A 23,149-nucleotide genomic window follows, 5' to 3' on the forward strand; every position below is an offset into this window, starting at 1 on the left:
ATGCTGACGCGACGTGGCGGTGCGTTCGTCGCGGTCGGAATCGCCGGGTTCGCGTTGGCGTGGTCGTTCGGCGCGCGGTCGCTGAACGCCGTCGTCGGACCGATTCTGGTGGCGCTACTCGTCGGCTACATCCAACTGAAACGGACGACGCACCCGCAACTCGACGTCTCGGTGCCGAGCGTCGGCTCGCGGGAGGACGAAGTGACGATAACGCTCGAGTTCTCCGCGCCCGACCCCTTCGCCGGGACGGTCGAGTTGGAACTCGATGACGGACTCGAATACGACGGCGGCCCCGTGAAGAGCAGCATCGGCGAGACGGCCGTCGAGTTCGACGTTCGACTCGCAAAGCGCGGCGAACAGTCCATCGGACCGGTTCGCATCGTCGGGGAGGACGTCTTCGGACTGTTTGAGCGGACGTTCACCCATCAGGTCCGGGAGACCATCCTCGTCTTCCCGCGGATACGACCGATCGACGGGGACGCCACCGTACGTGCACTCCAAGACGCCCACGTGAACGCGGCCCGGCGCGAGTTCGAACAGCTCCGGGAGTATCAGACCGGCGACCCGCTCCGGGACGTTCACTGGAAATCGAGCGCGAAACGACCGGCGGGTGAGATGCTCGTCCGCCAGTTCGAAGCGCAGGCGGAGAGCGAACGGATAGAAATCGTGGCCGAGGCGAACGCGGGGCGCGTCGATACCGTGGCGGACGCGACCGCCAGTATCGCGTCCGCCCTACTCGACGGCGGCGTCGCCGCCGGGGTGACGACGCCCGAAGGCCGCGTCGCGCCCGACGGCGCGACCGAACAGCAGACGAAGATTCTCACCCTGCTCGCGCACATGGAGAGCGGACGGGTTCACGAACGCGAGCGCGCGCGAGCGGACGTCCTCGTTCGCGGACCGACCGAGCGGGAGCACGCGGAAATTCAGTGGGGCGGCGACACGATGTCGTTCGACGAGTTCGCGTCGGGCGGGCCGCGGACGACCGCGCCACACGCGGCCCGCGCGGACGGAGGTGAGACGCGATGAGCACGGCACGTGGGTTCCAGTTCGGCGGCGTGACGATTCCGTACCGAGGGCTGGCGATGGTCTCGACGGCGGTGCTCATCGGGTCGTACCTGAGCATCCTCTACGATATCGCGAACATCGCGGGCGACAGGGGGAACCTGCTCCTGTTGGTCGCGGGTGCGTTCGTCGGTGCGACCCTGTTGGCGCGGAAACTGCCGGTCTGGGTCGCGTTCGCGGTGGGAGCGGTGTTGTTCGTCGGCGGGATGTTCGCCTACTACGCGACGATACCCGGCGGCGTGAACGTGTTTTCACAGGCGGGGCAGATTGCCGCGGACAACATCGCGCTGTTGACCGGGTTATCGATTCTGGAGATGCGGAAAGTCGGCACGTGGGCGTTGGGGGTCGCACCGGCGACCGTCTTCGTGCCGTGGTATCTCGTCTGCCGACGTCGGTACATGCTCGCGGCGGCGAGCGGCGGCGCGGCGCTCGGCTTTTTCGTCCTCACGGGCGACGCCGGGTCGCTTGTGACGCTCGCGGGGATGCTCGGCGCGCTCGGAATTATCGCCTTCGGGACGATGGTTCGGTACGGTGCCACCGTCGGTCAGATAGACGTGTTGGTCGTCGCGCTGGTCGCGATGGTCCTCCTCTCCGCGACGGCGAGCGTCGTCCCAGGCGGCCGTGCGAGTCCGATACTGTCGAACGGCGGCGGGTCGGGCGGCAACGGCGGACTCATCAGCAACAACCCGCGCGTCTCGGTGCAGGGCAGCATCGAACTGTCGCCGAAGGTGCAGTACACCGTCACGGCGAGCCACGGGGGGTATTGGAAGGTCGCGTCGTACGACCGCTATACGGGGAACGACTGGATACGGACCGGCGGCAGTCGCGCATACGAACAGCAGTCGTCGCCGCCCGGAGACTCCTACGAGATTCGACAGACGTTCACCGTCAAAGCGACGCGGGCGGACGCGATGCCCGCGGCGTGGAAACCGATTCGAGTCCTCGGCAATCAGCAGTCGGATACGCGAATCAGTAGCGCGGGGAGCCTCTCGCCGAAACGACCGCTGACGAAAAACCAGACCTACAGCGTCGTCAGTCGCGTGCCGACGAAGAACCCGAGCGTGTTGCGGAGGGCCGGAACCGACTACCCGAGCGACGTTCGGCAACGGTACACGCACGTTCCGGGGAGCACGTCACAGCGGTTGAAAGAGCGAGCGGGCGAAATCACCGCGGACGCGAAGACGCCCTACGACGAGGCGGTCGCCATCGAACAGTGGTTGGAGACGAACAAGGAGTACTCGCTCGACGTTGACCGACCGGACGGGAACATCGCCGACTCGTTCGTCTTCGAGATGAACGAGGGATATTGCGTCTACTACGCGACGTCGATGGTCGTCATGCTCCGCACGCAAGGGATTCCGGCGCGGTTCGTGACGGGATACACGTCGGGCCAGCGGACCGACGAGGATACGTGGGTCGTCCGGGGCCTCGACTCGCACGCGTGGGTCGAAGTGTACTTCCCCGACACGGGATGGGTCCGGTTCGACCCGACGCCGACCGACGAACGCGTGGACGCGGAACAGTCGATAGTGGAGAACGCGCGCCAAAACGGGAAGTCGGGCATCGACGCGTCCGGGAGCGAGAACGGAACGTGGACCCCGGAGCCGACGACGACTACCACGACCACCACCACGACCACCACGACCACCGGCGACGAGACGAACGACACGTCGAACGGTTCGACGGGCGGGGAGTTGCCCGACCGTCAAGGACCCGGTAACGGAATCGTCGGGTCGAGCAGTCCGTCGCGAACGACGACCACTACGACGAACGCGACGGCTGGTGGCGGCGGAATTCCAATCGGACTGCCGTCGAAGTCGCAAGTGCTCTACGGAGGTTTGCTAGTCATCGGACTGTTGCTCACGGCGAGACGGACCGGTCTGGTGAATCGAGCCTACCGAACCATGTGGATGCGCTGGCAACCGCGCGACGAACCGGACGCCGACGTCGAACGCGCCTTCGACAGACTGGAGTACTACCTGTCGCGCAAACATCGCAAGCGCCGTCCCGGCGAGACGCCGCGCGAGTACATCGCATCGCTCTCGCACGTCGGCGTGGACGAGCGAGCCGAACGTGTCGGGTCGTTGTACGAAAAGGCGCGGTACGCGGGCGAGGTGACACGCGACAACGCGGACGAGGCGGTGTCGCTCGTAAACGACATCGTTCGCGGGTCGGATGGTGGCGAGACGAGTGGGTAACGACCATTCGATATGGCAACACACCCGACAATGTTTAATAGGTTGGTTTCGTAGCCCCATGCGTAATGTCGGAAGTCTGCTCGACGTGCGGGCTGCCTCAGGAGCTTTGCGTCTGCGAAGACGTCGCAAAAGAATCCCAGCAGATCACCATCCGCATCGACGAGCGCCGTTATGGAAAAGAGGTAACGATAATCGAAGGATTTGACCCGAAAGACGTGGATGTCGATAGTCTCTCTTCGGACTTGAAGTCGAAGTTCGCCTGCGGTGGCACGGTCGAGCAGGGTCAGATAGAACTTCAAGGAAACCATACCGGACGCGTCGAGGATTTCCTCCGCGATCGCGGGTTTAACGTCGCCTGACGAAGCATCCGTCGGTCGGGGACAGCTACACAATCATTTTTTACCGGCCTCGAACTGTCGAGAGGAGTCCCGTCTCGGTCGAGCGGGCGAAACTGAACCTCAGAACGGAGCGTCGCGTTCGGCGTCGGCCGACGATTCGAGTTCGTACTCCCACTCGCTGAGGCCACCGGCCATGCTCTCGACCCGAGTGCCCTCCGGGACGCCCTCGTACGACCCGATGAGTCTGGCGGCTTGGACGCTCGATTTGCCGAGCGGACAGACCGTGACGACGTGTTCGGCACCGTCCAGTTCGCCGACCCGAGAGGGGAGCGTGTGAAACGGGATGTTCTCGCTTCCGGGGATGTGGCCGCTGTCGAACTGTGGCTCGGGTCGGATGTCGACGATTCGAACGTCCGCGTCGGACTCGACCAGTTCGTGAACGTCGTCGGTGGAGATTTCCGCGTCCATCGACCGGGGCTATGGGTGCCGCCGGAATAAGCCACCCGGTCGGGGAACGCGGAATCGGGCGTCCACGAACGCTAAATCAACCCTTCCTCGCGCGCGAGCAGGAGCGGGGGCAATCCCCACCCGCAGGTCGGCCCGGCGCGAACCGCGTCGATAGCCTCCGAGACGGGAACCCTTCGGACGTCGATGAACTCGTCGGATTCGAGGTGCTGGTCGCCCGGCGTGAGGTCGGACGCGAAGACGACCGCCCGCTGTTTTCGCATGCCCGCCGCCGGATAGTACGTTTCGAGGAGTTCGACGTGTGTCGCGCGATAGCCGGTCTCCTCGTACAGTTCGCGTTTCGCGGCGCTCTCGTAGGACTCGCCGGGGTCCATTCGACCCGCCGGACAGGAGAGTACTCGTTCGCCGAGTCGCGGGCGGTACTCCTCGATGAGGACGAGTTCGTCGCCAGTTCGGGCCACCACCGCCACGGCGTCCGGCGGGTCGAACCAGCCCCTTCGGACCCGCTTTCCGTCGGGCCGTTCGAGGGTGTCGTAACCGACCGCGTGGCCGAGCAGCGACAACCCGCGTCGGGCGTGGAGTTTCCACTCCATCAGTCGAGCAGGCCCTCCGCGTTCGCGAGGAGGAGCGCCTCGATGGTCGCGTCGTTGGCCGGGTCCTCGCGCGCCGCGTCGAGGGCGTCCTCGACGGGAATCGTCCGCACCGAGAGGAACTCGTTGTCGTCGAGGTTCCGCTCGACCGGCGTCAGTCCCTCCGCGAAGACGATGCCGCGCTCGTGTCGGAGGACCCCCGTCGCGACCCAGAACGTTTCGAGCAGCGAGAGGCCGTCCGCCTCGAAGCCCGTCTCCTCGCGGAGTTCGCGCCCGGCGGCGGTCGTGTACGATTCGCCGTCCTCGACGATTCCGGCGGGACACTCCAAGCAGGTCTTCCGAATGGCCGGACGGTACTGCTCCACGAAGACGACCCGTCCGTCCTCGACGGCGAGGACGACCACGGCGGGCGGGAGGTCCGCCCAGTAGTACTTCTTCGTCGTCCCGTCGGGTTGTTCCACGAGGTCGTAGCCGCCGGTGTACCAGCCCGTTTCGTACTCGGAGTCCGATTCGAGCACCGGCCAGTCGTGGTCGCGCCAGTCGTCGGTCATGGTCGTGACTGAGGTGACGTGCGGTTAAAATCGACGTGATACCGCGACGAATCAGTCGTCGTGGTGGGCCGAGTTGTCCTGCGGGTCGTACCCGAGAACCTCGCGTGCCCGTTCGATGGAGTAGTACTTTCGGTCGTTGTCCGAGATTCCGTAGACGATTTCGTAGCCGTAGTCGGCGGTCAGACAGCAGTCGAACAGGTGGGCACAATCGCGGTAGGACAGCCACATCGCCTGTCCGCGTTCGTAATCTATCGGCGGGTGACCTTCTGTCAGGTTGCCGATGCGGACGCAGGCGACGCTGAGGTCGAACTCGTCGTGGTAGTAGCGGCCGAGCGTCTCGCCCGCCGCCTTGCTGACGCCGTACAGGTTACCCGGACGGGGGAGTTCGGTACCGTCCAGTCGGAACTCGTCGTGCGTCCGGTAGAGGTCCGGTTTCCGCTCCTCCGTCTCGTAGGCACCGACCGCGTGGTTCGACGAAGCGAAGACGAACTTCTCGACGCCCGCATCGACCGCGGCCTGCATGACGGTGTGGGTGCCGTCGATGTTGTTACCCAGTACGCTGTTCCACGGCGCTTCCGGCCGTGGGTCGCCCGCGAGGTGGATGACCGCACCGACACCGTCCACGGCCTCGTACACCGCGTCGTAGTCGGTGATGTCCGCGACGAAGAATTCCTGGGACGGATCCGCCGCTGGTGGTTCTCTGTCGAGCAATCGCCACTCGTATTTCGATTCGAGGTCGCCGAGAATCGCCGACCCGACGCGGCCCTCGGAACCCGTGAGCAGAACGGGATCGTCCATTCAATCGGCTAGAGGAACAACCCCGATAAGAACCATGCGATTTTCCGGCGGGACGACGACAGTTACGCCGTTACGCGGTGCAGAACCTTATCACGGGCGAGCATGAGGCCCGCGATGAGGGCCACGGTACCCATCCAGACGAACCACAGCGCCATCGTGTTATCGCCCGAGAGCGCGTTCTGGACACCTTGATATTCGGTCACTGCACCGAGAACCGTCAACAACCCCGACCCGGCGATGTACAGTGCGAACACGCCGAGTTCGAGGAGCGATTCGAACATGCTCGTTCATCGGAACGTGGAGCAAAAGAAGCTTTCGCAGGAGCTCCGCTCAGGCGAGCCGCGCGAATGCGAGGTTGCCGCGGACGCTCTCGATGTACACCTGCACTTCGTCGCCCTTCTGTGCGCCGGGGACGAAAATCGTGTACTTGCCGCGTTCCGCCACGCCGTCGCCCTTGCGTCCGGTGCCGGTGATTTTGACCTCGTAGGTTCGGCCCTCTTCGACGGCATCGCGCTGTTGGGTTCGGTTCGTCGTGCTTCGCTTCGTGACCGGGCGGAACGCACCACAGGCGTCACAGCGGAGCATGAGGTTGCGGTTCTCGCGCACGAGTCGCGTGTCCGGCAGGCCGCACTCAGAACAGATAACGAATTCTTCCACGTACTCGTCCAGCGCGGTGTTGAAGTCGGACTCGGTGAACGACCCGCTGTATCGTGCCTGTCCTTCCTCGTACTTCCCGCTGGTACCGAGTTCCCGCTGGAGCGCGCTGTGAACGTGTTCGCCGTCTCGTGATAGGGCGTCGGCGATGTCGTCCAAGTTGGTCAGTCGTGTGAACGACCCGTCCTTCTGGACGGCCGGGTCGGGATAGCTGAACCGCTCGTCGCTCGCTTCGAGGTCAGGAACGGCGTCCATGCCTCTGTCGAGGGCTGAATTGTAATCCATACCGTTCGTTGAGAGGTGAACACGTAAAGGTTCTCCGTGTTCCATGTCATCACGAACTTTAACCCCCCGACGCCTCGTTTCCGGCATGGAACCGACGACGCGAGACGCCGCCTGTTTCGAAGCCGGAATCAAGTTCGGTGCGCTGTATCACCAGTTCGCGGGCACCCCCGTCTCCCCCGAGAGCGCAGACAGCCTCGAACGCGCAATCGAGGAGAGCATCGAAAACCAGCCCTCCTGCGAATCGGTCGAGGTGGACATCCTGACCGACAAACTCGAAGACGAGATAGAGCACGGGTATACCGAACTCACGGGACGATATATGGAAGTCGAAATCGTCATCGACCACGAGGGGACAGAAGTCGTCACGCGAATGGAGATGGAGGACGGCTACCCGCTGATGAAAATCGAGTCGGTTCGGGAGGAATGAGGAGCATCGAGTTCGGTCAGCGAACGTGAGCGATAGGCCGTCCGACTTTCCGCCGGGAACTAGAACCCCCACCGCGAGCGACGGAGGAGCGAGCGGACTCGACGCGGACGGAAACGAACGGCGAACGCGAGTGAGCCGTGAGTCGAGGGAGCACCGAGGTTTTGGTCCAGATTTTGCCAGCGGAATCGCGGCATCGCCGCGATTTCCGCGCAGCAAAAGGTGGAGGTCTGGTGTTTCACTTCCGGTTTCGGGTTATCTTTTAAATGTAATCCCGTCCAATCACGCGACATGAGTCAATCTTCGTTCGATGACGAACTGTTCGGTGAAGCGGCGAACGAGATGCGGGAAGACGTCGAAGAACACCTCGCGGCCGCCCGCGAGGAACTGCCCCCCGTGGAAGCCGTTTGGAAGACGGACGCCGAGAACACGCTCGGGGCGCTCAACGCGCTCCGCTCGGCGCTCGACGTCGGCGACGCGGAGGACCACCTCCACGACGCCAAGAAGTGGTACGCGATGGGGCAGCGGGCCGACGCGTTCGAGGACGCAGACGACCTGAAGGACGAAATCGAGACCATCGACGCCGCCATCTCGGACGTCGAGGACGCCCGCGAGCAGGTCGGCGAACTGGCGAGCACGATTCCGAGCCTGAAGGGGTCGCTGGAGGAGTTGGAGGCCGACGACGAGGGCGACGACGATAAAGCCGAGGAAGCGGCGGCTGACGACGAGGCGGAAGAGGCGGAAGCGGAGGAAGAAGAGGAAGAGTAAGGGAGACGAACCGACCGCCTCGTCTACTCGTGGTCGGGACGGGACGCGTCCCGCGATTCGACCGCCGAGAGCAGTTTCACCAGCGATTGCGTCGCCAGTTCGAGCAGTTCTTCACCGCGCTCCTCGTCACCGTCAGTCGGGTCGCCGACGACGCCGTTTTCCGTGAACTCCGCGCTGTCGTAAGCGAGGTTGGTGTAGGACACCCACTCCCCCCAGCCGTCGCTCGCGCCCTCGCTGGCCGCTTCGATTTCGTCCTCGCGCACGAGGTCGGGGCGGGTGTGACGGAGGAAGGCGGTTTCGAGCGGTCCGGCGTGGCCCATGTCGCTCCGGTGGTCGCCGACCGCTTCGAACCACGTGAACGGAACGGTGTATGCCTCGTCGTGGCGGGTTATCGTCCCCGCGACTTCACGGAGCGCGGCCACGTTGCCGCCGTGACCGTTGACGATGACGACGCGATTCCAGCCGTGATGGGCGAGGCTGGCGACCGTCTCGCGGACGTACCGGCGGAAGGTGTCCTCCGAAACCCACAGCGTGCCGGTGAACTGACGGTGCTCCTCGCTCACGCCGACGGAAATCGGCGGGGCGACGACGACCTCGCCGTCGTACGCCGCCGCGCCCGCGTCCGCGACGGCTTCGGCGTTCAACCGGTCGGTGCCGAGCGGTGCGTGCGGACCGTGCTGTTCGGTGCTCCCGACGGGGAGGAGCGCGAGGTCCGTGTCCACGTTGTCGGCGTCGGTCCACGTCGCATCGGAGAGGTGCATACGGGTTTCGTGTTCGGGAATCGCCTTGTAACCGCGGGGTCGGCCGGAAGGACTTACTAACTCAGTGCTGTCGTTCCGTCCATGTCCGACCGAGAACGGGAGCAAGGTGTGGAATTGGGGGAACTGAGCGGAAAACTGGACGAACACGACTATCCCGCGGACGTGGACGAACTCGTCTCGGAGTACGGCGAGTACGAAATCGACTATCCGAAGGGATCGGAAACGTTCGAAGAAGTGCTCGGCCCGATGAACGATACCTTCGATTCGGCGGAGGAAGTTCGACAATCAATCATGACAATGGTTGACAGTGATGCGGTCGGTCGCCAACGCTACTCCGACCGCGGCGGCGTCGAACAGTCCGCGGCCGACGAAGACCCGGATACGGAGTCGTTCTGACGGAACCGTAACGAAGGGATTACCGCGACTAGTTGTAGCCTACGAACACCGTAAGCGGTCGTTACCATCGTTTTTCACGACGAAACCAGTTGAACGGACGACTGCCTTATTCGTCGCAGTCACGACCCACCGATAACTGATGAACGAATACAGACGTGCAAGTCTCGACCGGGGGTCAGAGGCGAAATCATGACAGGGGATGGACCGACGGCCGAAACCGTCTCCTCGCTCCTCGGGGACCGGGAACTGATAGTCGCATCGAATCGCCAACCGTACAGCCACGAACGTGAGAACGGCGAGGTCGTCGTCAACCGTCCGGCGGGGGGACTCACGTCGGCGCTCGACCCCGTGATGCAATCCGCCGGTGGAACGTGGGTGGCGTGGGGAAGCGGCGACGCCGATTTCGACGTGGCCGACGAGGACGGGCGCGTTGGGGTACCTCCCGAGTCGCCAACCTACGACATTCGGCGCGTCGAACTCACGGACGAGCAGGTTGAAGGATACTACTACGGCTACAGCAATCAGGTGCTCTGGCCGATCTGCCACATCGACCCGGCGAAGATGAACGCCGACACCGCGTTTTGGGAGCATTATCAGCGGGCGAACCGCGCCTTCGCGGACGCCATCGCCGACGAGACGACCGAGGAGTCGGTGGTCTGGTTTCAGGACTACCATCTCGGGCTTGCTCCCCGGATGGTGCGCGAGGAACGACCGGACGCGTTCTGCATGCAGTTCTGGCACATCACGTGGCCGTCGTGGGACGCGTTTCAGGCGTGCCCGCACTACGAGCAACTGCTCGACGGGTTGCTGGCGAACGACCTCGTCGGGTTCCACACGGAGCGATACTGCCAGAACTTCCTCGACTGTGCCGCGATGCTCTCGGGAACGCGAGTCGATAGGGCGACGCGAAGCGTCGTCTACGAGGGCGGGCGGACGTTCGTTCGACCGTTCCCGCTCGGCATCGACGCCGACAATCGACAGGAACTCGCCGATTCGGCGGAGACGACGGCGTTCTGGGAGTCGTTCCGTCGGGAGCACGACGTCGGCGAGACGGTCGCGGTGGGGGTCGAACGACTCGATTACACCAAAGGAATACCCGAGCGACTGACCGCGCTGGAGCGGTTCTGGGAGCGACACCCGGAGTGGCGCGGCGAGTTTACGTACGTGCAGAAGGCGAGCGAGAGCAGGAGTCAGATAGACGCGTACGGGGAATTACAAGCGGAGGTGGAATCGGAAATCGAAAGAATCAACGAGCGATTCGGAACGGACGACTGGACGCCGGTCGTCTACCTGAACGAGCACCTCCCGAAGGAAGGGTTGGCGGCGCTGTACCGCGAGGCGGACCTCGGTATCGTCAGTCCCCGGCGCGACGGGATGAACCTCGTTGCGAAGGAGTTCGTCGCCTCGCAAGTGGACGAGCCGGGGGTGCTTCTTTTGAGCGAACTGACGGGGGCGAGCGAGGAACTCGGCGACGAGGCGGTGACCGTACACCCCCATCACACGAACGAGTTCGTGGATGCCATCGAACGCGCGCTCTCGCTCCCCGAGTCGGAGCGGGAACGACGGATGCACGACCTCAGAAAACAAGTGCATTCGAACGATGTGTACGCATGGATGAACGCCCAGTTCCGAACCATCGAAGCGATTCGACGGGGCCGTGAAGTGGCCGCGAAATCACCACAAAGACGATGAACGAAGACGTACCCGACCCGCTCCACCACCATCTCTACGCGTTGGTACGGCGACTGCGGGACACGGACGGCATGTTGGCGATGTTCGATTTCGACGGGTCGCTCGCACCGATAGAAGACCACCCCGACGACGTTCAGCTACCACCGGCGACCAGGACCGTCATCGAAGACCTCCGCGATTCGCCGGACGTACAGGTGGGCATCGTCAGCGGACGGGGATTGGACGACCTCCGGGAACGAGTCGATGTGGACGGCATCGCCTACGCCGGAAATCACGGGTTGGAGATCGGAACGAGCGACGAACGCCATACCCACCCGGTCGCGGAAGACGCGACGGACGAAATCGGACGACTCTCCGCAACACTCGATTCGAAACTCACCCCGATAGACGGAGCCTTCGTCGAGGACAAGGGCGTCACCGCGTCGATTCACTATCGGCTCGCCGCCGACGACCGCGTTCCGGATGTTCGGGAGGCGGTCCGCGATGTCGTCGCGGACGTAGAGGACGTGCGCGTTACGACCGGAAAGCAGGTCATCGAACTGCGCCCGGACGTCGATTGGCACAAAGGGCGGGCAATTCGGTGGCTCTACGAGCGGCGCGTCCCGGACGACGAGACGTGGCTTCCGCTGTACGTCGGCGACGACCGAACCGACGAGGACGCGTTTCACGTCCTTCCCGACATGGGACTCGGAGTCAAAGTGGGGCACGAGCCACCGACGATGGCGAGCTATCGCGTCGCCGACCCCGCCGCGGTGCAAAAAACGCTCTCGTGGTTGGCCGAGTACGGCGTCGAGTTTCTGCAATCCGAACCCGCGATGAACAGGACATCGCCACAGAGCTAAAGAAACCCTCCGTTACCCGTTTCGAAACAGCCGACGGAACTCCGACAAACCGTCTGAACAGTCACGCCAGTTTATCGCTATTTGCGAGTATTTCGGGCCAGAGAGACAATGGTATCAGACGAGAACACCGGACGGGAAACGGAAGAGGAGCGAATCACGGGAGAGACGACGGAGGAGGTATCGGAATACGACGAGGAGCGCGGCGAGGAAGGACGACGAGAGGCGAAACGACGGCGAGAGGAAGAGCGACCGCATCCACCGGCGGGTCCGGCGCGATACGAGGGAAGACGACCACCGGAAGGCGAGTACGAACGACCGTCGAAATCATCCTCGTACGGCGGACGGTATGGAAGCAGAGTTCCGAAACGCGGGGCGGAGGAAAGCGACCTGAGTGCACGCGAAGAGCGCGAGCGGGAAGGGCGCGCGCCGCAGGAGAACGAGGAGGAAGTCGCCACTGAATCGTCGGAGGAACCTGTCCGCGAATCGGAGACGGGCGAGATACCGAAGTACGGCGGTCGCCGCGACCCGAATTGGAAGCAGCAACGACGGTGGGCGAAAAGCAGACAGCGACAGCGCGAGGAGGTGATTCGACGATACGAACGACAGGCGAACGCGGCGCTCTCCAGACAACGGGATTTGCAGGTCGAAAAAGGCGGGCGACGGTACCACCGCGGGCGGTGATAACCGTTCCCGAATCGGTGCTGAAACGCCGCGGTCGGTGACCGTCGGCGGTGCGTAACCGCGGTCAGTCGTTGGCGTCCGTTCGCGCCGTTCTTCGGGCGGCGCGGTCGATGAACTCCTGTGGCAGTTCGTCGATTTCCCCGGCCTGAACGCCCCAGAGATGCGCATAGAGACCGTCGTTGCCGATGAGTTGGTCGTGGCGACCGCGTTCCACGATTTTGCCGCCTTCGAGGACGACGATTTTGTCCGCGTCCTTGATGGTCGAGAGGCGGTGTGCGATGGCGAACGTCGTCCGGTTCTCGGTAAGTTTGTCGAGGCTGCGCTGGATGAGCATCTCCGTCTCCGTGTCCACGTCGCTGGTCGCCTCGTCGAGGATGAGGATTTCCGGGTCCTTCAGGATGGCGCGGGCGATGGAAATCCGCTGGCGCTGACCGCCCGAAAGCTTCACGCCGCGCTCGCCGACTTTGGTGTCGTAGCCGTCGGGCAGATTGGTGATGAACTCGTGCGCCTCGGCGGCCCTGGCGGCCTCCTCTATCTCCGCGTCGCTGGCGTCGAACGTTCCGTACTCGATGTTCTCCTTGACCGTCCCGTAGAAGAGGAAGGTGTTCTGGCTGACGTACCCGATGTTCCGGCGGATGCTCGGTAAACTCACGTCGCGGATATCGGTGCCGTCGATGCGGATGGCACCTTCGTTTACGTCGTACATGCGGAGCAGGAGTTTGAGGACGGTGGATTTCCCGGCCCCGGTGGGCCCGACGAGTGCCAGCGTGTCGCCGCCCTCGACTTCGAAGGTGATGTCCTCCACGATGGTTTCGCTCTCGTCGTAGCCGAAGGTCACGTGGTCGTAGACGACCTCTCCCTCGGTGACGTCGAGGTCCTTCGCGTCGGGGTCCTCCTGAATCCGACTCGGTTCGTCCATCAGCCCGAAGATTCGGGCGCTGGAGGCGTACGCGCGCTGGTACATGTTGATGATGGACCCGAACTGCGCCATGGGCCAGATGAACCGCTGGGTGAGGAGCATGAACGTGACGAACTCACCGGCTTCCAAGTTCCCCGAGAAGAACCACGGTCCTTCGCCGTTGAACACCCAGAGGCCGCCGACGATGAACGTCAGTGCGAAGCCCAACCCCGAGAGAATCTGGAGCGACGGGAAGAACTTTATGCGGGTGACGATGGCGTCCCAGTTCGCGCCGAAGTAGTCGTTCGACACGTCGTTCACGCGGTCGGATTCGAAGGACTCCGTGTTGCTCGTCTTGATGACCTGAATGCCGCCGAGGTTGTTCTCCAGTCGGGAGTTGACCTTGCCGACCGACGAGCGGACGTCGGAGTACTTGGGTTGGATTATCTGGATGAACTTGTAGGTGAACGCCGCGATGAGCGGCACCGGCACCATCGCCACGAGCGCGAGTTGCCAGTTGATGGTGAAGAGGATGGCCGCGATGGCGACGACCATCACGCCGAGTCGGAAGGCGGAGTTCATCCCGTCGTTGAGGAACCGCTCTAAGCGGTTCACGTCGTTCGAGAGGATAGACATCATCTCGCCGGTCTGCTTGTCCGAGAAGAACTCCATGTCCAGTCGCTGCATCTTGTCGTACGTGTCAGTGCGAATCGAGTGCTGGATGTTCTGGGCGAACGAGTTCCAGCCCCAGTTCCGCCCCCAGTGGAACATCGCCCCCACGCCGAACGCGAGCGCGATGACGACGACCGAGAACCAGAACTGGCCGATTTCGGTGCCTGGTGTAACCCCCTCGGCTATATTCGCAGACAGGAACGGAACCTGCCCGGAGAGCGCCTCCGAGTAGGGAATTTTTTTGTCCGTGCTGATGAGAGAATCGATGGCGACGCCGAGAATTATCGGCGGTAGGAGGTTGAGAATACGGGCAAAGAGGCTCGAGACGACCCCGACGACGAAGGCGAAGCGATTTTCGCCCCCGTATTCGACGAACAGACGCCGCATCGGATTGTCGGCGTTCTCCCGCTGTTCCTCGAACGGGTCGTCTTCGTCCGTGTGTATGCTCATTATTCTCTCTCAAGGGACACTGTATTGATAAGAGTTTCCTACGAACCGAAACACCGCCGCTTCAGTCGGTGGTGCACCAACGCAGGAACGGCCAAGTCACGCATAAGCGTTCGGGCAGGGAGGAGATCCGAAGCGATGGTCGCTATCGCGGAGGGACGGATACACCAGGGTTCGTTCTCCGTCCGATCACAGGGAGAGAAGGAACAACTGCGGTAAAAATACGTTGTTTCTAGAAACGAGACACGTGGCCACTCGAAAGAGGAGACGTGGCGGCGGTTACAGGCTACGACTTTCGACGTCGGGGTCGATACCGGCCTCGGTCAAATCCATGCGCACGCGTTCCCGGAGCGGGCCGGGCACCGTCCCGCGGCCGACCGGAACCGCCACGTCGCCGTCCCCCTTCACTTTCCAGTAGAGCACGCATTGGCTGGGCTGATAGTACTCGATGCTGTAGTAGTCGTCAGCGCCGCGGTAGTGGACGCGGGCGGCGAACCCGTCCACCTTCCAGCCATCCTGTTCGCCGAGTTCGGAGAGCGTGTCGTCCATACTTGCGGATTGCTAGCGAGCGTGGTAGTCGTTACGAAACGGAGAAAGTAACAGTTATTCCTCCGGAGCGATTTTTCCACGGTACGGGTTCGTGGTCTAGTTGGTTATGACGCGGCCCTTACAAGGCCGAGGTCGGTGGTTCGAATCCGCCCGAACCCATTGGATTTTCGTGGCATTTCGTGGTGAGCGAAGCGAACCACCGAGGCCACGAAAGGAAACGTTCGGCGGGTTCGAAGTAGACCGGGCACGCGCAACGTAGTGAGCATGTCCGGGCGTCGTTCGAATCCGCCCGAACCCACTGAATTTTGCGCGATGCAATCCACCAAAGAGCAGTGCAACACCTTCGACGGCGAACGCTTCTATCGCGGGGAATCGTCGTGCTGACCGCGAGCAGGAGGTCGCTCACGACCAGCGCGCCGACGTTCCTCCGACGACGAGAACCCGTCCCGGCCGAGCGTGAATAGCTGCTGATAGCCGATACTCGCTAACAGGGCGAGGAAGGGAAGCGGGTACAGCCAGTACGCGCGATAGGCGCGGACGAACAGGGGAATCGTCATCGCGAACGCGAGGAGGGTCGCCGTGACGACGGGAGCGTTCGTCGAACGAAGGACGCGTTTCGAACCGCGTTCGGTGACGAGTTGGTGGACGACGACAGCGGCCGGAACGAGGAGGAAGAGGTGTTTGATGGTTTCACGGTAGAGAGCGGCGAGCCACCGGCTCGTGTCGCCGATGAGCGACGGAACGGCCGGGTTGGTCGTGTACTTCTTCGCGGCACCGAACGACCAGTAGAGCGCGCCGTGGAAGGACGCCGACCCCCATACGGCGTACACGAACGCGAAGGAGACGGCGACGACGCCGAGCCCACCGGCGACGAATTTCGTGAGCCACGCCGTCCAATCATCGCGTTCGAGGTAGCGAAGACCGTCGTAGGCGAGGACGGGAACGGCGAACACCGCGTGCTGGGAGAACAGACCGGCCGCCGCGATGACTGCACCGCGTGCGAGGGGATGTTTGACCCAGAGCGCGAGGAGGATACCCGCGATGGCGAACGAGCGAACGTTGACTACGGTCCCCCCGGTGGCGGGGACGCTCGTCAGGAACAGCAGTCCGGCCATCAGTCCGACGCGGGAGGCGTTGCGTTCGGCGCAGATTCGCCAGAGGAGGATGGCGGAGAACGCGTTCACGATGCCGATGAGCACGAAGAAGACCAGCAGATACTGGCCGGTCGCCGCGACGGCGACGTTCAGCAGTTCGAACAGCGGCGGTTTGTTGTCCACCGCCGGACGGACGTACATCGGCTTCCCGGCGAGGACGGCCTCGGCGAGGGGTCGCCAACAGCACCGGACGTCGATGTGCGCCTGCCGTCTGCCTGATAGAATTCGAAAATACCGATTCAGCGTTTCGAGGATGCCCAACAGGATGAAACCGGGGACGATGAAAGCGGGAGATTTGAGCGTTTCGCGTTCGAAGGATGAGACGTGCATTGTACTAGCGGGGAAGGAGTCTGAACGGTGACGGTGGAGGGTCCGTCTTCCCGTTCGAACCTGTTTGCATATCCACACCAATTGGTAGAATAAATATTTTCTCTTGTTATCCGACGAGATAGTCAAGTAAAATATGTGTCTAGATTTGCCACCGATTAGCCATTCCGGGGGCGGTCGAGGGGAGAACGGTTGCAACACGAGGACAGCACTCGCGTGTTCGCCGGTCGGAAATCGCTCGTTACTCGGGTGCGGCTCGATAGACCCCCGAAGTTACGCTTCCCACGAGAGTTCTACGCCGAGGTCGGACCAAATCCACGCGTCTTCGTTTTCGGGGTCGTACAGCTCGACCCCGCCGTCGATTTCGCGTTCCAAGCAATCATCCCATCTATCGGTGTTCTCTTGCACCATTTGGGTATCTCGACCTGCGGTACCGTGTAGCAATAAGCTTTCTCCCGGTCTCGGTATTCACCGCTTACTCCGTTCCTCACGGCGACCAGACTGAAAAATGAGACGACGCTATTCCGCGGGTTTTTCCCGTGCGGGTGCGGGTGGTTGGAGTTCGATCCCCACGTCGTCGGGCGTCAGAACGTCCGGGAGCGCCTCGTCTCGGTCCCCGGTAATGTCCGCGAGAATCTCTTTCAGGTACGCGTTGAACAGTTCCGGATGCTCGCTCATCGGGAAGTGGCCGATTTGGGCCATCTCGACGGCAGTCGCTCCGTCGCCGACCCCTTTTGCCGTTTCCCGTCCGTCGTCCGGCGTCGTGAGGTAATCGTACTCGCCGTTGACGATGTACAACGGGCACTCGTCGGCGTTCACTTGGTCGAGTTTGTCCCGGTAGTCGTGGTCAACCGAGTAGTAATAGAGGTCGCCCTTGAACACGCCGTTCGCACCCTGTTCGTACAGGTACATCGTCTCTCGTCGTGTCTGCTCCGGGCTCTGTGGAGCCATCAATCCCCAGCAGGAGTAGGCGTTCACCTCGGTGGTGTTGACCTGTGGATGGTCGAGCCAGTCGATGTAAAAGCCCGGACTGTGCGCGCCACATTCCAGTCCGATGAGCGCTCGGAACCGGTCGGGATACCAATCGGCCAACTCGAGCGCGATGTTTCCACCCATCGACGACCCCATGTAGATAGGATCGTCGAGGTCGAGCGCGTCCGCGAGCGCGACCAGCGTCTCGGTGAACTGCTTCGCCGTCATCGTGTAATCTTCCTCCCACCACGATTGGCTGGTCGGGGGAACCGACTTCCCGTGATACGGCAGGTCGTGGGCGATGACGCGGAAGTCCTCGGTTATCTCCTCGTCGGTGAGGAGGTGGCGCCACTCCTGACAGTTGTTGCCCGCGGTGTGCTGACAGAGGAGCGGAATCCCGTCTTCCGGCCCGTTTTCCTCGAAGTAAATCCGGTGGTCCGTACCGCCGATCTCCGTGTGGACGTACTTGCCCGTGATCGGCTCGACGGTCCCGTGCTCGGCCATGTTAGCTCCCCCCGTTGTTGTGTGCGACGCGCATCAAATCGAGCGTTCGCTGAAACGCGCGCAAGTTCTGGAATATCTTCTTGTTGTCTCCCCGCATCTGGAGGTGGCCGTCCTCGTTTCTCACCGCGCTGCGATAGTGCGAGGCGACGATTTCGTGATTGAACGCGGGCGGGTTCTCCTGGACGAACTCCTCCCACGCCTCGCGGGAGCCTTCGACGCCGAACGACCAGCGGTCGTTCAAGGTCGGATTCGGCATGATGTCTCGAACCTTCCCGCCCTGCATCTCGACGAGGAATCGCTCGTCGCCGATCTCAACGTAGAAGTTGTCGTTGAACTTGTCGTGGCCCCGAACGCCCATCTCGGGGTCGCTATTCACCGTTTCCTTGTATCGTTCCCACCACTCGTGCGTGGCGAGGTCTGTGTCGTTCATGCTCTCCCCCAAGACAGGGGGACAAGACCCAACGTGATAAAAAATCACATAATCAATCCGGGGCGTGCGACTCGGAATCAGACAGCGATTTCCCGCAGTCGGGACATCGCTCGTCGACCATCGTCACCGGCGCGTCGCACGCGGGACAAAACTCCAGATAGCAAGCACGTTCACCCATGCGATATAATACCACGACAACGGATAAATGGCTTCTGTTACCCGTGCGTGGGTGCGTCAGGAGTTTTCCCTCCGTCCGTCTTCCCTCGGGTGGATTTCGAAATCCTTTTTTGTACCATCCGCCTTTTCCAGAATGAGCCGCCTTAGCTCAGACTGGGAGAGCACTCGACTGAAGATCGAGCTGTCCCCGGTTCAAATCCGGGAGGCGGCATACTTTTCCGCGAGGCAATCACGCCGAGCGGAAAGTATCCTACCGACCGCGATTTGAATTAGACCGAGGTTCTGCGCGGAGCGCAGGTTCTCGGGCGTTGTTCAAATCCGGGAGGCGGCATTCTTGTGATTCTGATCCGCGAGCGAAGCGAACGACGGCAGAATCACGAATACACGCAACAGTGATTCCCACACCCGCTCACGACCGGTCGGGACTCATCAGCGAGTAGAACAGAAAGACGAGTCCCAGACCGATGAGTGCCGATTCGCCGGTACGGAGGACGAGCAGTTCGGTCATGTCGAGTTCGTTACCCCGCTTTATCAGGAGTTCGTAGACGAGTTCGGTCAGCGAGCCGACGGTCACGGTGCCGAATCCGAGAATCGCGTATCGGAAGGACCGCTGTCCCACCCGTCGGTACGCCGCATAGCTCAGATACGTGAGCGCCGAGCCGACGACGAAGACGAACAGGTTCGTGAGGACGAACGTCCAGAAGAGGACGCCGTTCACCACGAGCGCTCACCTCCGGTGTGGACGAGCGACACGTCAATCAACTCCGTTTTCCGTCCCTTTGAGTCCGGTCCACGCCGATACGAATCGGTCGATGAGGTCCTCGTCGAATCGGATGGTGACGACGAATTCATTGTCACTGATTTCGAAGCAGATGCGGTCCATGTTCGTCCGGTAGGTGTTGTAGTGGTTCCCCCTTTCGTCGATGACGACCTTCTGTTCGAGCAGATCGTACTCGTGGAGCTTGTTGATACGCCGGTACACGGTGGGTTTCGACGCGCCACACTCCTCCGCGAGTTGCTGTGCGGACATGGCCGCGGAGCTGCTCAAGAGGAGAATCTCCCTCGCCGTTCCGCTCGCCAGAACGTCGAAGATGTCGTCAGGCCCCCATTCCTTGCTCACGGACGGACGTAGGGGCGCATCGGATAAAAACGTCGGTCCGGTAGTCGGGCGATTTCGGACCCCGAAATAGCGCGCCTGTCTTTAATCACGTGGCGCTCCATACGTCGTTACAGGACGGGTCGAAATCCGAGTGGTTTGCTCTTAACGTTCGACTCGCCAACGAGTGAGACCCATGAAGGAATCAACGAACAGCATGCCGGTCGAACCGGCGAACACTCGATCACGGGACAGTTACGAACGCAGTATCGGTTCGGACGAATCCGTCTGTGAAGTCGTGGTATCGGCAGTAATGGCGGCAGAAAACGCCGACATGGACGACCTCGAACCGCTCTATTTCGCCGTCGACGGCGATGCCCTCGAACGGATCACCTCCTCGGACGCGGTGTCGTCAGTCACGTTCGCCTATCTCGGTTATCGGGTGGAAGTGACGGGCGATTCGCGCGTGATTCTCACCCCGGGGATGTGAGTCGGAACGGAAACGAAAGCTGAACGATGCGAACTCCCACTTCCCTTACCGCATCTGAAAAGAACTTTTAGTTTCGATTCGAAACAACCTCTGTGGACGCTCGTTTCCCGAATCCGGCACGGTGGACTATTCTCGCAATCGGTCTCGTACTCTCCCGTCTCGGCCTCGTCGACGCGAAAAACGTGCGGCGAACGACGGATTTAGCGTGGCCGCGCATCGTCACCGGCATCGCTCGAATGTCGAAAAACGCCGTCGACGTGGCGTTCGTCGGCATCGCCATCGGACCGGCGGCCATCGCGGGCGTCGGCTTCGCGGCACCGTTTTGGGGCATGGCGTTCTCGCTCGGCGGCGGCTTTGCGGGCGGGACAATCGCGCTCGTCTCACAGCGATACGGGGCGGACGCGTACGAGGAGATGGGACAGGCGATTCGGTCGAGCGTCGCGCTCGTGCTGCTGGTCTCACTTCCGGTTGCGGTCGTCTTCTGGCTGTTTCCGACGGAACTCGTCTCGTTGATGACCGGCGACGAGATGATCGTCGAACTGGGGGCGCGGTACCTGCACATCATCTCGCTCGGGGTTCCGCTCGCGGCCCTCAACCTCGTCGGAAGCCGGATTTACATCGGCGCGGACGACGCGTGGACGCCGATGCTGCTTCGGGCGGGCGGCGCGGTGACGAACATCGTCCTGAGCGCCGTGTTCGTCTTCCAGTTCGGGATGGGCGTCGCCGGTGCGGCGTGGGGAACGGTCCTCTCGAACGTGGTCGTGACCGCGGTGTTCGCCGTCGGGGTCGTCGCCGGTCGGCTTCCCGTCGTGGGCGAACTCCCCGTGAAGGTGGACCCGACCGGGACGTATCTCGACGTGGAAACGCTCCGACAGGTGGTGAACATCGGCCTTCCCGTCGTCGGACGGAACATGGTGTGGACGGTCGCCAAGTTTCCGATGCTCGCCATCGTCGCCCTGTTCGGCCCGAGCGTCGCGGCGGCGTACGTCATCAGCCGTCGGATTTGGGGCCTGATGAACACGCCCGGCTGGGGATTCGGCTTGGCGTCGAGCAGCCTCGTGGGGCAAGAACTCGGGGCGGGAGACGAACGGAGCGCCGAGACGTACGCCCGCGATGTCATCCTCTTCTCCGTGGCGACGTACGTCGTCGCGGCCGCAATCGTGTTCGCGTTCGCAAAACCCATCGTGCTCTCGTTCGTCGCCGACCCGGGGGACCCGTCGATTCCCGTCGCGGTGTCGCTCGTGTACGTCTCGTGCGTCGCCATCCTAGCACAGGGAGTAAACGGGTCGGTCGCGGGGCCGCTCGACGCCAGCGGCGACACCCGCTGGCCATTCTTCGCCCAAGCAGTTGGGATGTTCTGCTGTTCGATTCCGCTGGCGTACCTCGGTGCGACGACGGCGCTCGGAATCGCGGGGTTGTACCTCTCGTTCGTCGCCGAGACGACGATTCCGGCGATCCTCAACTACTATCGGTTTTCGACGGGGCGGTGGAAAATCATCAGCCGACAGTTCCGCCCCGAAGCGTCGTACGCGGACGACTGAGCGGGATTCAGCGGGAGCAGAGCAGTCTTATGCCGACCGCTAACGTATGTCTGTTGAGCGATGGCGGACCCGCTCGGAGGAAATGATGCACGTCTGGAATACCCCGCGTCGGTTCTTCGCCCGCCAGCGACATCCCGTCGTTCTGTTCACCTACGGCGTCGCGCTCCTCGCGTGGATACTGCTCGCAACTCACGTTCTTCCCATGCCGGGGTCGGCGATGGCGATGCACATGTCCGCTCCCGGAGTCCCGGAGGCGATGGCGCTGTCGAACGGGGTGGCCGGTATCGGCCTGTATCTGGTCCTGTGGGGGGCCATGATGACCGCGATGATGTACCCGTCGTCGGCGCACGCGTTTCGAGCGTACGCCGACGCGGTAGGGTCAACGACAAAGGTGCGACGGGCGGCGACCGTCGTGTCGGTGATGGGAACGTACACGCTCGTCTGGGTCCTCACGGGGGTCGTCCCGCTCGCGTTCAATCTCGTCGTTCCCATCGCATCCGCCGCGCCGGAGAACCGCCCCCTCCTGCTGGCGGCGACGCTGTTGGTGCTGTCCGCGTACCAACTGTCGCCGTTCAAACGCCACCATCTGAAACACTGTCGGCGGCCGAGCGGCGTATTCGACGGGGACGTTTCGGGGATTCGCAGTGCGCTCCGTTCCGGATGGCGACTGAGCGTGGATAGCGTCGGGTGCTGTTGGGCGCTGATGGCGTTGATGGTCGTCGTGGGGTCGATGAACCTCCTCTGGGTGGTCGCCGTCACCGCGCTGATATCCGTCGAGATACTGGCACCCGACGGCGAACGACTGGCACGAGGCATCGGGGCACTCTCGGGTGTCGCCGGAGTCGGACTGGTGGTCTTCGCGGTCGTCTGACGAACCCTCGCTCGACTCCCGTTATGTCCCTTTTCGCCCACAAACAGTAACCGTGGGCCGGATGAATCCCAGTCCGTCATGAAAACATCGACGCTCGTCCTGCTCCTCGGTCTCGCCCTGTTCGTCCTCCCGGTTCCCGGGACGTTCATCACCGGTGCGCTCGTCCTCATCGTGGGAGTAGTTGCACGGGTTCTCGGAGAGTAAAAAATCCGGCGGTCATGGTAACACCACTCTCGGAAGTGTTATCCGTGGGGCCCCATTCCATACAAAAGCAATGGCGAAAGGCAAAGTTGATTTCTTCAACGACACTGGCGGCTACGGTTTCATCTCGACGGACGACGCGGACGACGACGTTTTCTTCCACATGGAAGACGTGGGCGGCGCTGACCTCGAAGAGGGACAGGAGATCGAATTCGATATCGAACAGGCCCCCAAAGGCCCCCGAGCGAAGAACGTCACCCGTCTGTAATCGGGCGACGATTTTGTGAGGAATACCCTACTACAACACTTTTACCG

General features: G+C 62.5%; 30 protein-coding genes and 2 tRNA genes. 16 read left to right on the forward strand and 16 right to left on the reverse strand.

The window, feature by feature from the left end; translation table 11 throughout:
• From V5735_RS09120 to yciH, 3 genes are all read left to right on the forward strand, one after another.
• Positions 1-1,026: a DUF58 domain-containing protein gene (locus V5735_RS09120; RefSeq protein WP_423743239.1), complete on the forward strand. Its 1,026-nt coding sequence runs from the start codon at positions 1-3 to the stop codon at positions 1,024-1,026.
• On the forward strand, positions 1,023-3,260 hold the full coding sequence (locus V5735_RS09125; protein WP_423743240.1) for a transglutaminase TgpA family protein: 2,238 nt from the start codon (positions 1,023-1,025) through the stop codon (positions 3,258-3,260). Before V5735_RS09120 ends, V5735_RS09125 begins: the two co-directional genes overlap by 4 nt.
• Positions 3,261-3,325: 65 nt before the next feature.
• A complete protein-coding gene (gene yciH / locus V5735_RS09130; RefSeq protein WP_007979767.1) occupies positions 3,326-3,619 on the forward strand; it encodes a stress response translation initiation inhibitor YciH in 294 nt (97 codons plus the stop codon).
• A gap of 99 nt (positions 3,620-3,718) precedes the next feature.
• Here the strand turns inward: yciH and V5735_RS09135 are convergent, their stop codons facing one another.
• The 6 genes from V5735_RS09135 to V5735_RS09160 form a co-directional block, all read right to left on the reverse strand.
• Positions 3,719-4,066, reverse strand: a complete 348-nt coding sequence (locus V5735_RS09135; RefSeq protein ID WP_423743241.1) for a rhodanese-like domain-containing protein — start codon at positions 4,064-4,066, stop codon at positions 3,719-3,721.
• A 71-nt stretch (positions 4,067-4,137) separates the two neighbouring features.
• Entirely contained in the window at positions 4,138-4,656 is a 519-nt protein-coding gene (locus tag V5735_RS09140; protein ID WP_423743242.1) for an NUDIX hydrolase, read from the reverse strand.
• On the reverse strand, positions 4,656-5,204 hold the full coding sequence (locus tag V5735_RS09145) for an NUDIX hydrolase (RefSeq protein ID WP_423743243.1): 549 nt from the start codon (positions 5,202-5,204) through the stop codon (positions 4,656-4,658). The genes V5735_RS09140 and V5735_RS09145 overlap by 1 nt, the downstream gene beginning before the upstream one ends.
• Before the next feature lie 51 nt (positions 5,205-5,255).
• A complete protein-coding gene (gene azf, locus V5735_RS09150; RefSeq protein ID WP_423743244.1) occupies positions 5,256-6,002 on the reverse strand; it encodes an NAD-dependent glucose-6-phosphate dehydrogenase Azf in 747 nt (248 codons plus the stop codon).
• A gap of 62 nt (positions 6,003-6,064) precedes the next feature.
• A complete protein-coding gene (locus V5735_RS09155; protein ID WP_423743245.1) occupies positions 6,065-6,283 on the reverse strand; it encodes a hypothetical protein in 219 nt (72 codons plus the stop codon).
• A gap of 49 nt (positions 6,284-6,332) precedes the next feature.
• Positions 6,333-6,941 carry a translation initiation factor IF-2 subunit beta gene (locus tag V5735_RS09160; protein WP_423743246.1) on the reverse strand — a complete coding sequence of 203 codons (609 nt, stop codon included), beginning with the start codon at positions 6,939-6,941 and terminating at the stop codon, positions 6,333-6,335.
• Between the two features lie 85 nt (positions 6,942-7,026).
• Between V5735_RS09160 and V5735_RS09165 the strand changes: the two genes are divergently transcribed.
• Positions 7,027-7,368, forward strand: coding sequence for a dihydroneopterin aldolase family protein (locus tag V5735_RS09165; RefSeq protein WP_264781868.1), 342 nt, complete (start codon positions 7,027-7,029; stop codon positions 7,366-7,368).
• 288 nt (positions 7,369-7,656) lie between these two features.
• Positions 7,657-8,133 (forward strand): DUF5790 family protein, encoded by a 477-nt coding sequence (locus V5735_RS09170; RefSeq protein ID WP_423743247.1) that lies wholly within the window; start codon positions 7,657-7,659, stop codon positions 8,131-8,133.
• A gap of 23 nt (positions 8,134-8,156) precedes the next feature.
• On the opposite strand, the gene V5735_RS09175 is transcribed toward V5735_RS09170, so the two are convergent.
• A complete protein-coding gene (locus V5735_RS09175) occupies positions 8,157-8,894 on the reverse strand; it encodes a creatininase family protein (protein WP_423743248.1) in 738 nt (245 codons plus the stop codon).
• A gap of 81 nt (positions 8,895-8,975) precedes the next feature.
• On the opposite strand from V5735_RS09175, the gene V5735_RS09180 reads away from it, so the two are divergent.
• The 4 genes from V5735_RS09180 to V5735_RS09195 all read left to right on the forward strand — a co-directional run bounded on the left by V5735_RS09180 (position 8,976) and on the right by V5735_RS09195 (position 12,505).
• On the forward strand, positions 8,976-9,290 hold the full coding sequence (locus tag V5735_RS09180) for a DUF5789 family protein (RefSeq protein WP_423743249.1): 315 nt from the start codon (positions 8,976-8,978) through the stop codon (positions 9,288-9,290).
• A 189-nt stretch (positions 9,291-9,479) separates the two neighbouring features.
• Positions 9,480-10,982: an alpha,alpha-trehalose-phosphate synthase (UDP-forming) gene (locus V5735_RS09185; RefSeq protein WP_423743250.1), complete on the forward strand. Its 1,503-nt coding sequence runs from the start codon at positions 9,480-9,482 to the stop codon at positions 10,980-10,982.
• Positions 10,979-11,824 (forward strand): trehalose-phosphatase, encoded by an 846-nt coding sequence (gene otsB, locus V5735_RS09190; RefSeq protein ID WP_423743251.1) that lies wholly within the window; start codon positions 10,979-10,981, stop codon positions 11,822-11,824. Before V5735_RS09185 ends, otsB begins: the two co-directional genes overlap by 4 nt.
• A 108-nt stretch (positions 11,825-11,932) precedes the next feature.
• Positions 11,933-12,505: a hypothetical protein gene (locus V5735_RS09195; RefSeq protein ID WP_423743252.1), complete on the forward strand. Its 573-nt coding sequence runs from the start codon at positions 11,933-11,935 to the stop codon at positions 12,503-12,505.
• Between the two features lie 64 nt (positions 12,506-12,569).
• Here the strand turns inward: V5735_RS09195 and V5735_RS09200 are convergent, their stop codons facing one another.
• A complete protein-coding gene (locus tag V5735_RS09200; protein ID WP_423743253.1) occupies positions 12,570-14,525 on the reverse strand; it encodes an ABC transporter ATP-binding protein in 1,956 nt (651 codons plus the stop codon).
• A gap of 276 nt (positions 14,526-14,801) precedes the next feature.
• Positions 14,802-15,071, reverse strand: a complete 270-nt coding sequence (locus tag V5735_RS09205) for a DUF7538 family protein (RefSeq protein ID WP_423743254.1) — start codon at positions 15,069-15,071, stop codon at positions 14,802-14,804.
• An 85-nt stretch (positions 15,072-15,156) separates the two neighbouring features.
• On the opposite strand from V5735_RS09205, the gene V5735_RS09210 reads away from it, so the two are divergent.
• Positions 15,157-15,230: transfer RNA gene (locus V5735_RS09210), tRNA-Val, on the forward strand.
• Between the two features lie 200 nt (positions 15,231-15,430).
• Here V5735_RS09210 and V5735_RS09215 read toward each other — a convergent pair.
• From V5735_RS09215 to V5735_RS09235, 5 genes are all read right to left on the reverse strand, one after another.
• The gene (locus V5735_RS09215; protein ID WP_423743255.1) at positions 15,431-16,555 is read right to left on the reverse strand and encodes a hypothetical protein; all 1,125 of its coding nucleotides are present in this window, start codon (positions 16,553-16,555) and stop codon (positions 15,431-15,433) included.
• Between the two features lie 270 nt (positions 16,556-16,825).
• Positions 16,826-16,963: a hypothetical protein gene (locus tag V5735_RS09220; RefSeq protein ID WP_154652461.1), complete on the reverse strand. Its 138-nt coding sequence runs from the start codon at positions 16,961-16,963 to the stop codon at positions 16,826-16,828.
• 108 nt (positions 16,964-17,071) lie between these two features.
• Positions 17,072-18,028: an alpha/beta fold hydrolase gene (locus V5735_RS09225; protein WP_423743256.1), complete on the reverse strand. Its 957-nt coding sequence runs from the start codon at positions 18,026-18,028 to the stop codon at positions 17,072-17,074.
• Position 18,029: 1 nt separating this feature from the next.
• Positions 18,030-18,458, reverse strand: a complete 429-nt coding sequence (locus V5735_RS09230) for a hypothetical protein (protein ID WP_007979807.1) — start codon at positions 18,456-18,458, stop codon at positions 18,030-18,032.
• Positions 18,459-18,510: 52 nt separating this feature from the next.
• Positions 18,511-18,636: a hypothetical protein gene (locus V5735_RS09235; RefSeq protein WP_256388515.1), complete on the reverse strand. Its 126-nt coding sequence runs from the start codon at positions 18,634-18,636 to the stop codon at positions 18,511-18,513.
• A gap of 136 nt (positions 18,637-18,772) precedes the next feature.
• On the opposite strand from V5735_RS09235, the gene V5735_RS09240 reads away from it, so the two are divergent.
• Positions 18,773-18,846: transfer RNA gene (locus tag V5735_RS09240), tRNA-Phe, on the forward strand.
• A gap of 198 nt (positions 18,847-19,044) precedes the next feature.
• Here V5735_RS09240 and V5735_RS09245 read toward each other — a convergent pair.
• Entirely contained in the window at positions 19,045-19,356 is a 312-nt protein-coding gene (locus tag V5735_RS09245; RefSeq protein WP_423743257.1) for a DUF7521 family protein, read from the reverse strand.
• Positions 19,357-19,389: 33 nt separating this feature from the next.
• The gene (locus V5735_RS09250) at positions 19,390-19,755 is read right to left on the reverse strand and encodes an ArsR/SmtB family transcription factor (RefSeq protein ID WP_423743258.1); all 366 of its coding nucleotides are present in this window, start codon (positions 19,753-19,755) and stop codon (positions 19,390-19,392) included.
• 172 nt (positions 19,756-19,927) lie between these two features.
• On the opposite strand from V5735_RS09250, the gene V5735_RS09255 reads away from it, so the two are divergent.
• The 5 genes from V5735_RS09255 (at position 19,928) to V5735_RS09275 (ending at position 23,102) form a co-directional block, all read left to right on the forward strand.
• On the forward strand, positions 19,928-20,221 hold the full coding sequence (locus V5735_RS09255) for a HalOD1 output domain-containing protein (protein ID WP_423743259.1): 294 nt from the start codon (positions 19,928-19,930) through the stop codon (positions 20,219-20,221).
• Positions 20,222-20,313: 92 nt separating this feature from the next.
• On the forward strand, positions 20,314-21,762 hold the full coding sequence (locus V5735_RS09260) for an MATE family efflux transporter (RefSeq protein WP_423743260.1): 1,449 nt from the start codon (positions 20,314-20,316) through the stop codon (positions 21,760-21,762).
• Positions 21,763-21,847: 85 nt separating this feature from the next.
• Positions 21,848-22,633, forward strand: a complete 786-nt coding sequence (locus V5735_RS09265) for a DUF2182 domain-containing protein (RefSeq protein ID WP_423743261.1) — start codon at positions 21,848-21,850, stop codon at positions 22,631-22,633.
• Between the two features lie 78 nt (positions 22,634-22,711).
• A complete protein-coding gene (locus tag V5735_RS09270; RefSeq protein WP_423743262.1) occupies positions 22,712-22,837 on the forward strand; it encodes a hypothetical protein in 126 nt (41 codons plus the stop codon).
• Positions 22,838-22,907: 70 nt separating this feature from the next.
• Entirely contained in the window at positions 22,908-23,102 is a 195-nt protein-coding gene (locus V5735_RS09275; protein ID WP_007979825.1) for a cold-shock protein, read from the forward strand.
• The last annotated feature ends 47 nt before the right edge of the window (positions 23,103-23,149 follow it).

Origin of the sequence: Haladaptatus sp. SPP-AMP-3 (assembly GCF_049568665.1) — an archaeon.
Taxonomy (GTDB): domain Archaea; phylum Halobacteriota; class Halobacteria; order Halobacteriales; family Haladaptataceae; genus Haladaptatus; species Haladaptatus paucihalophilus.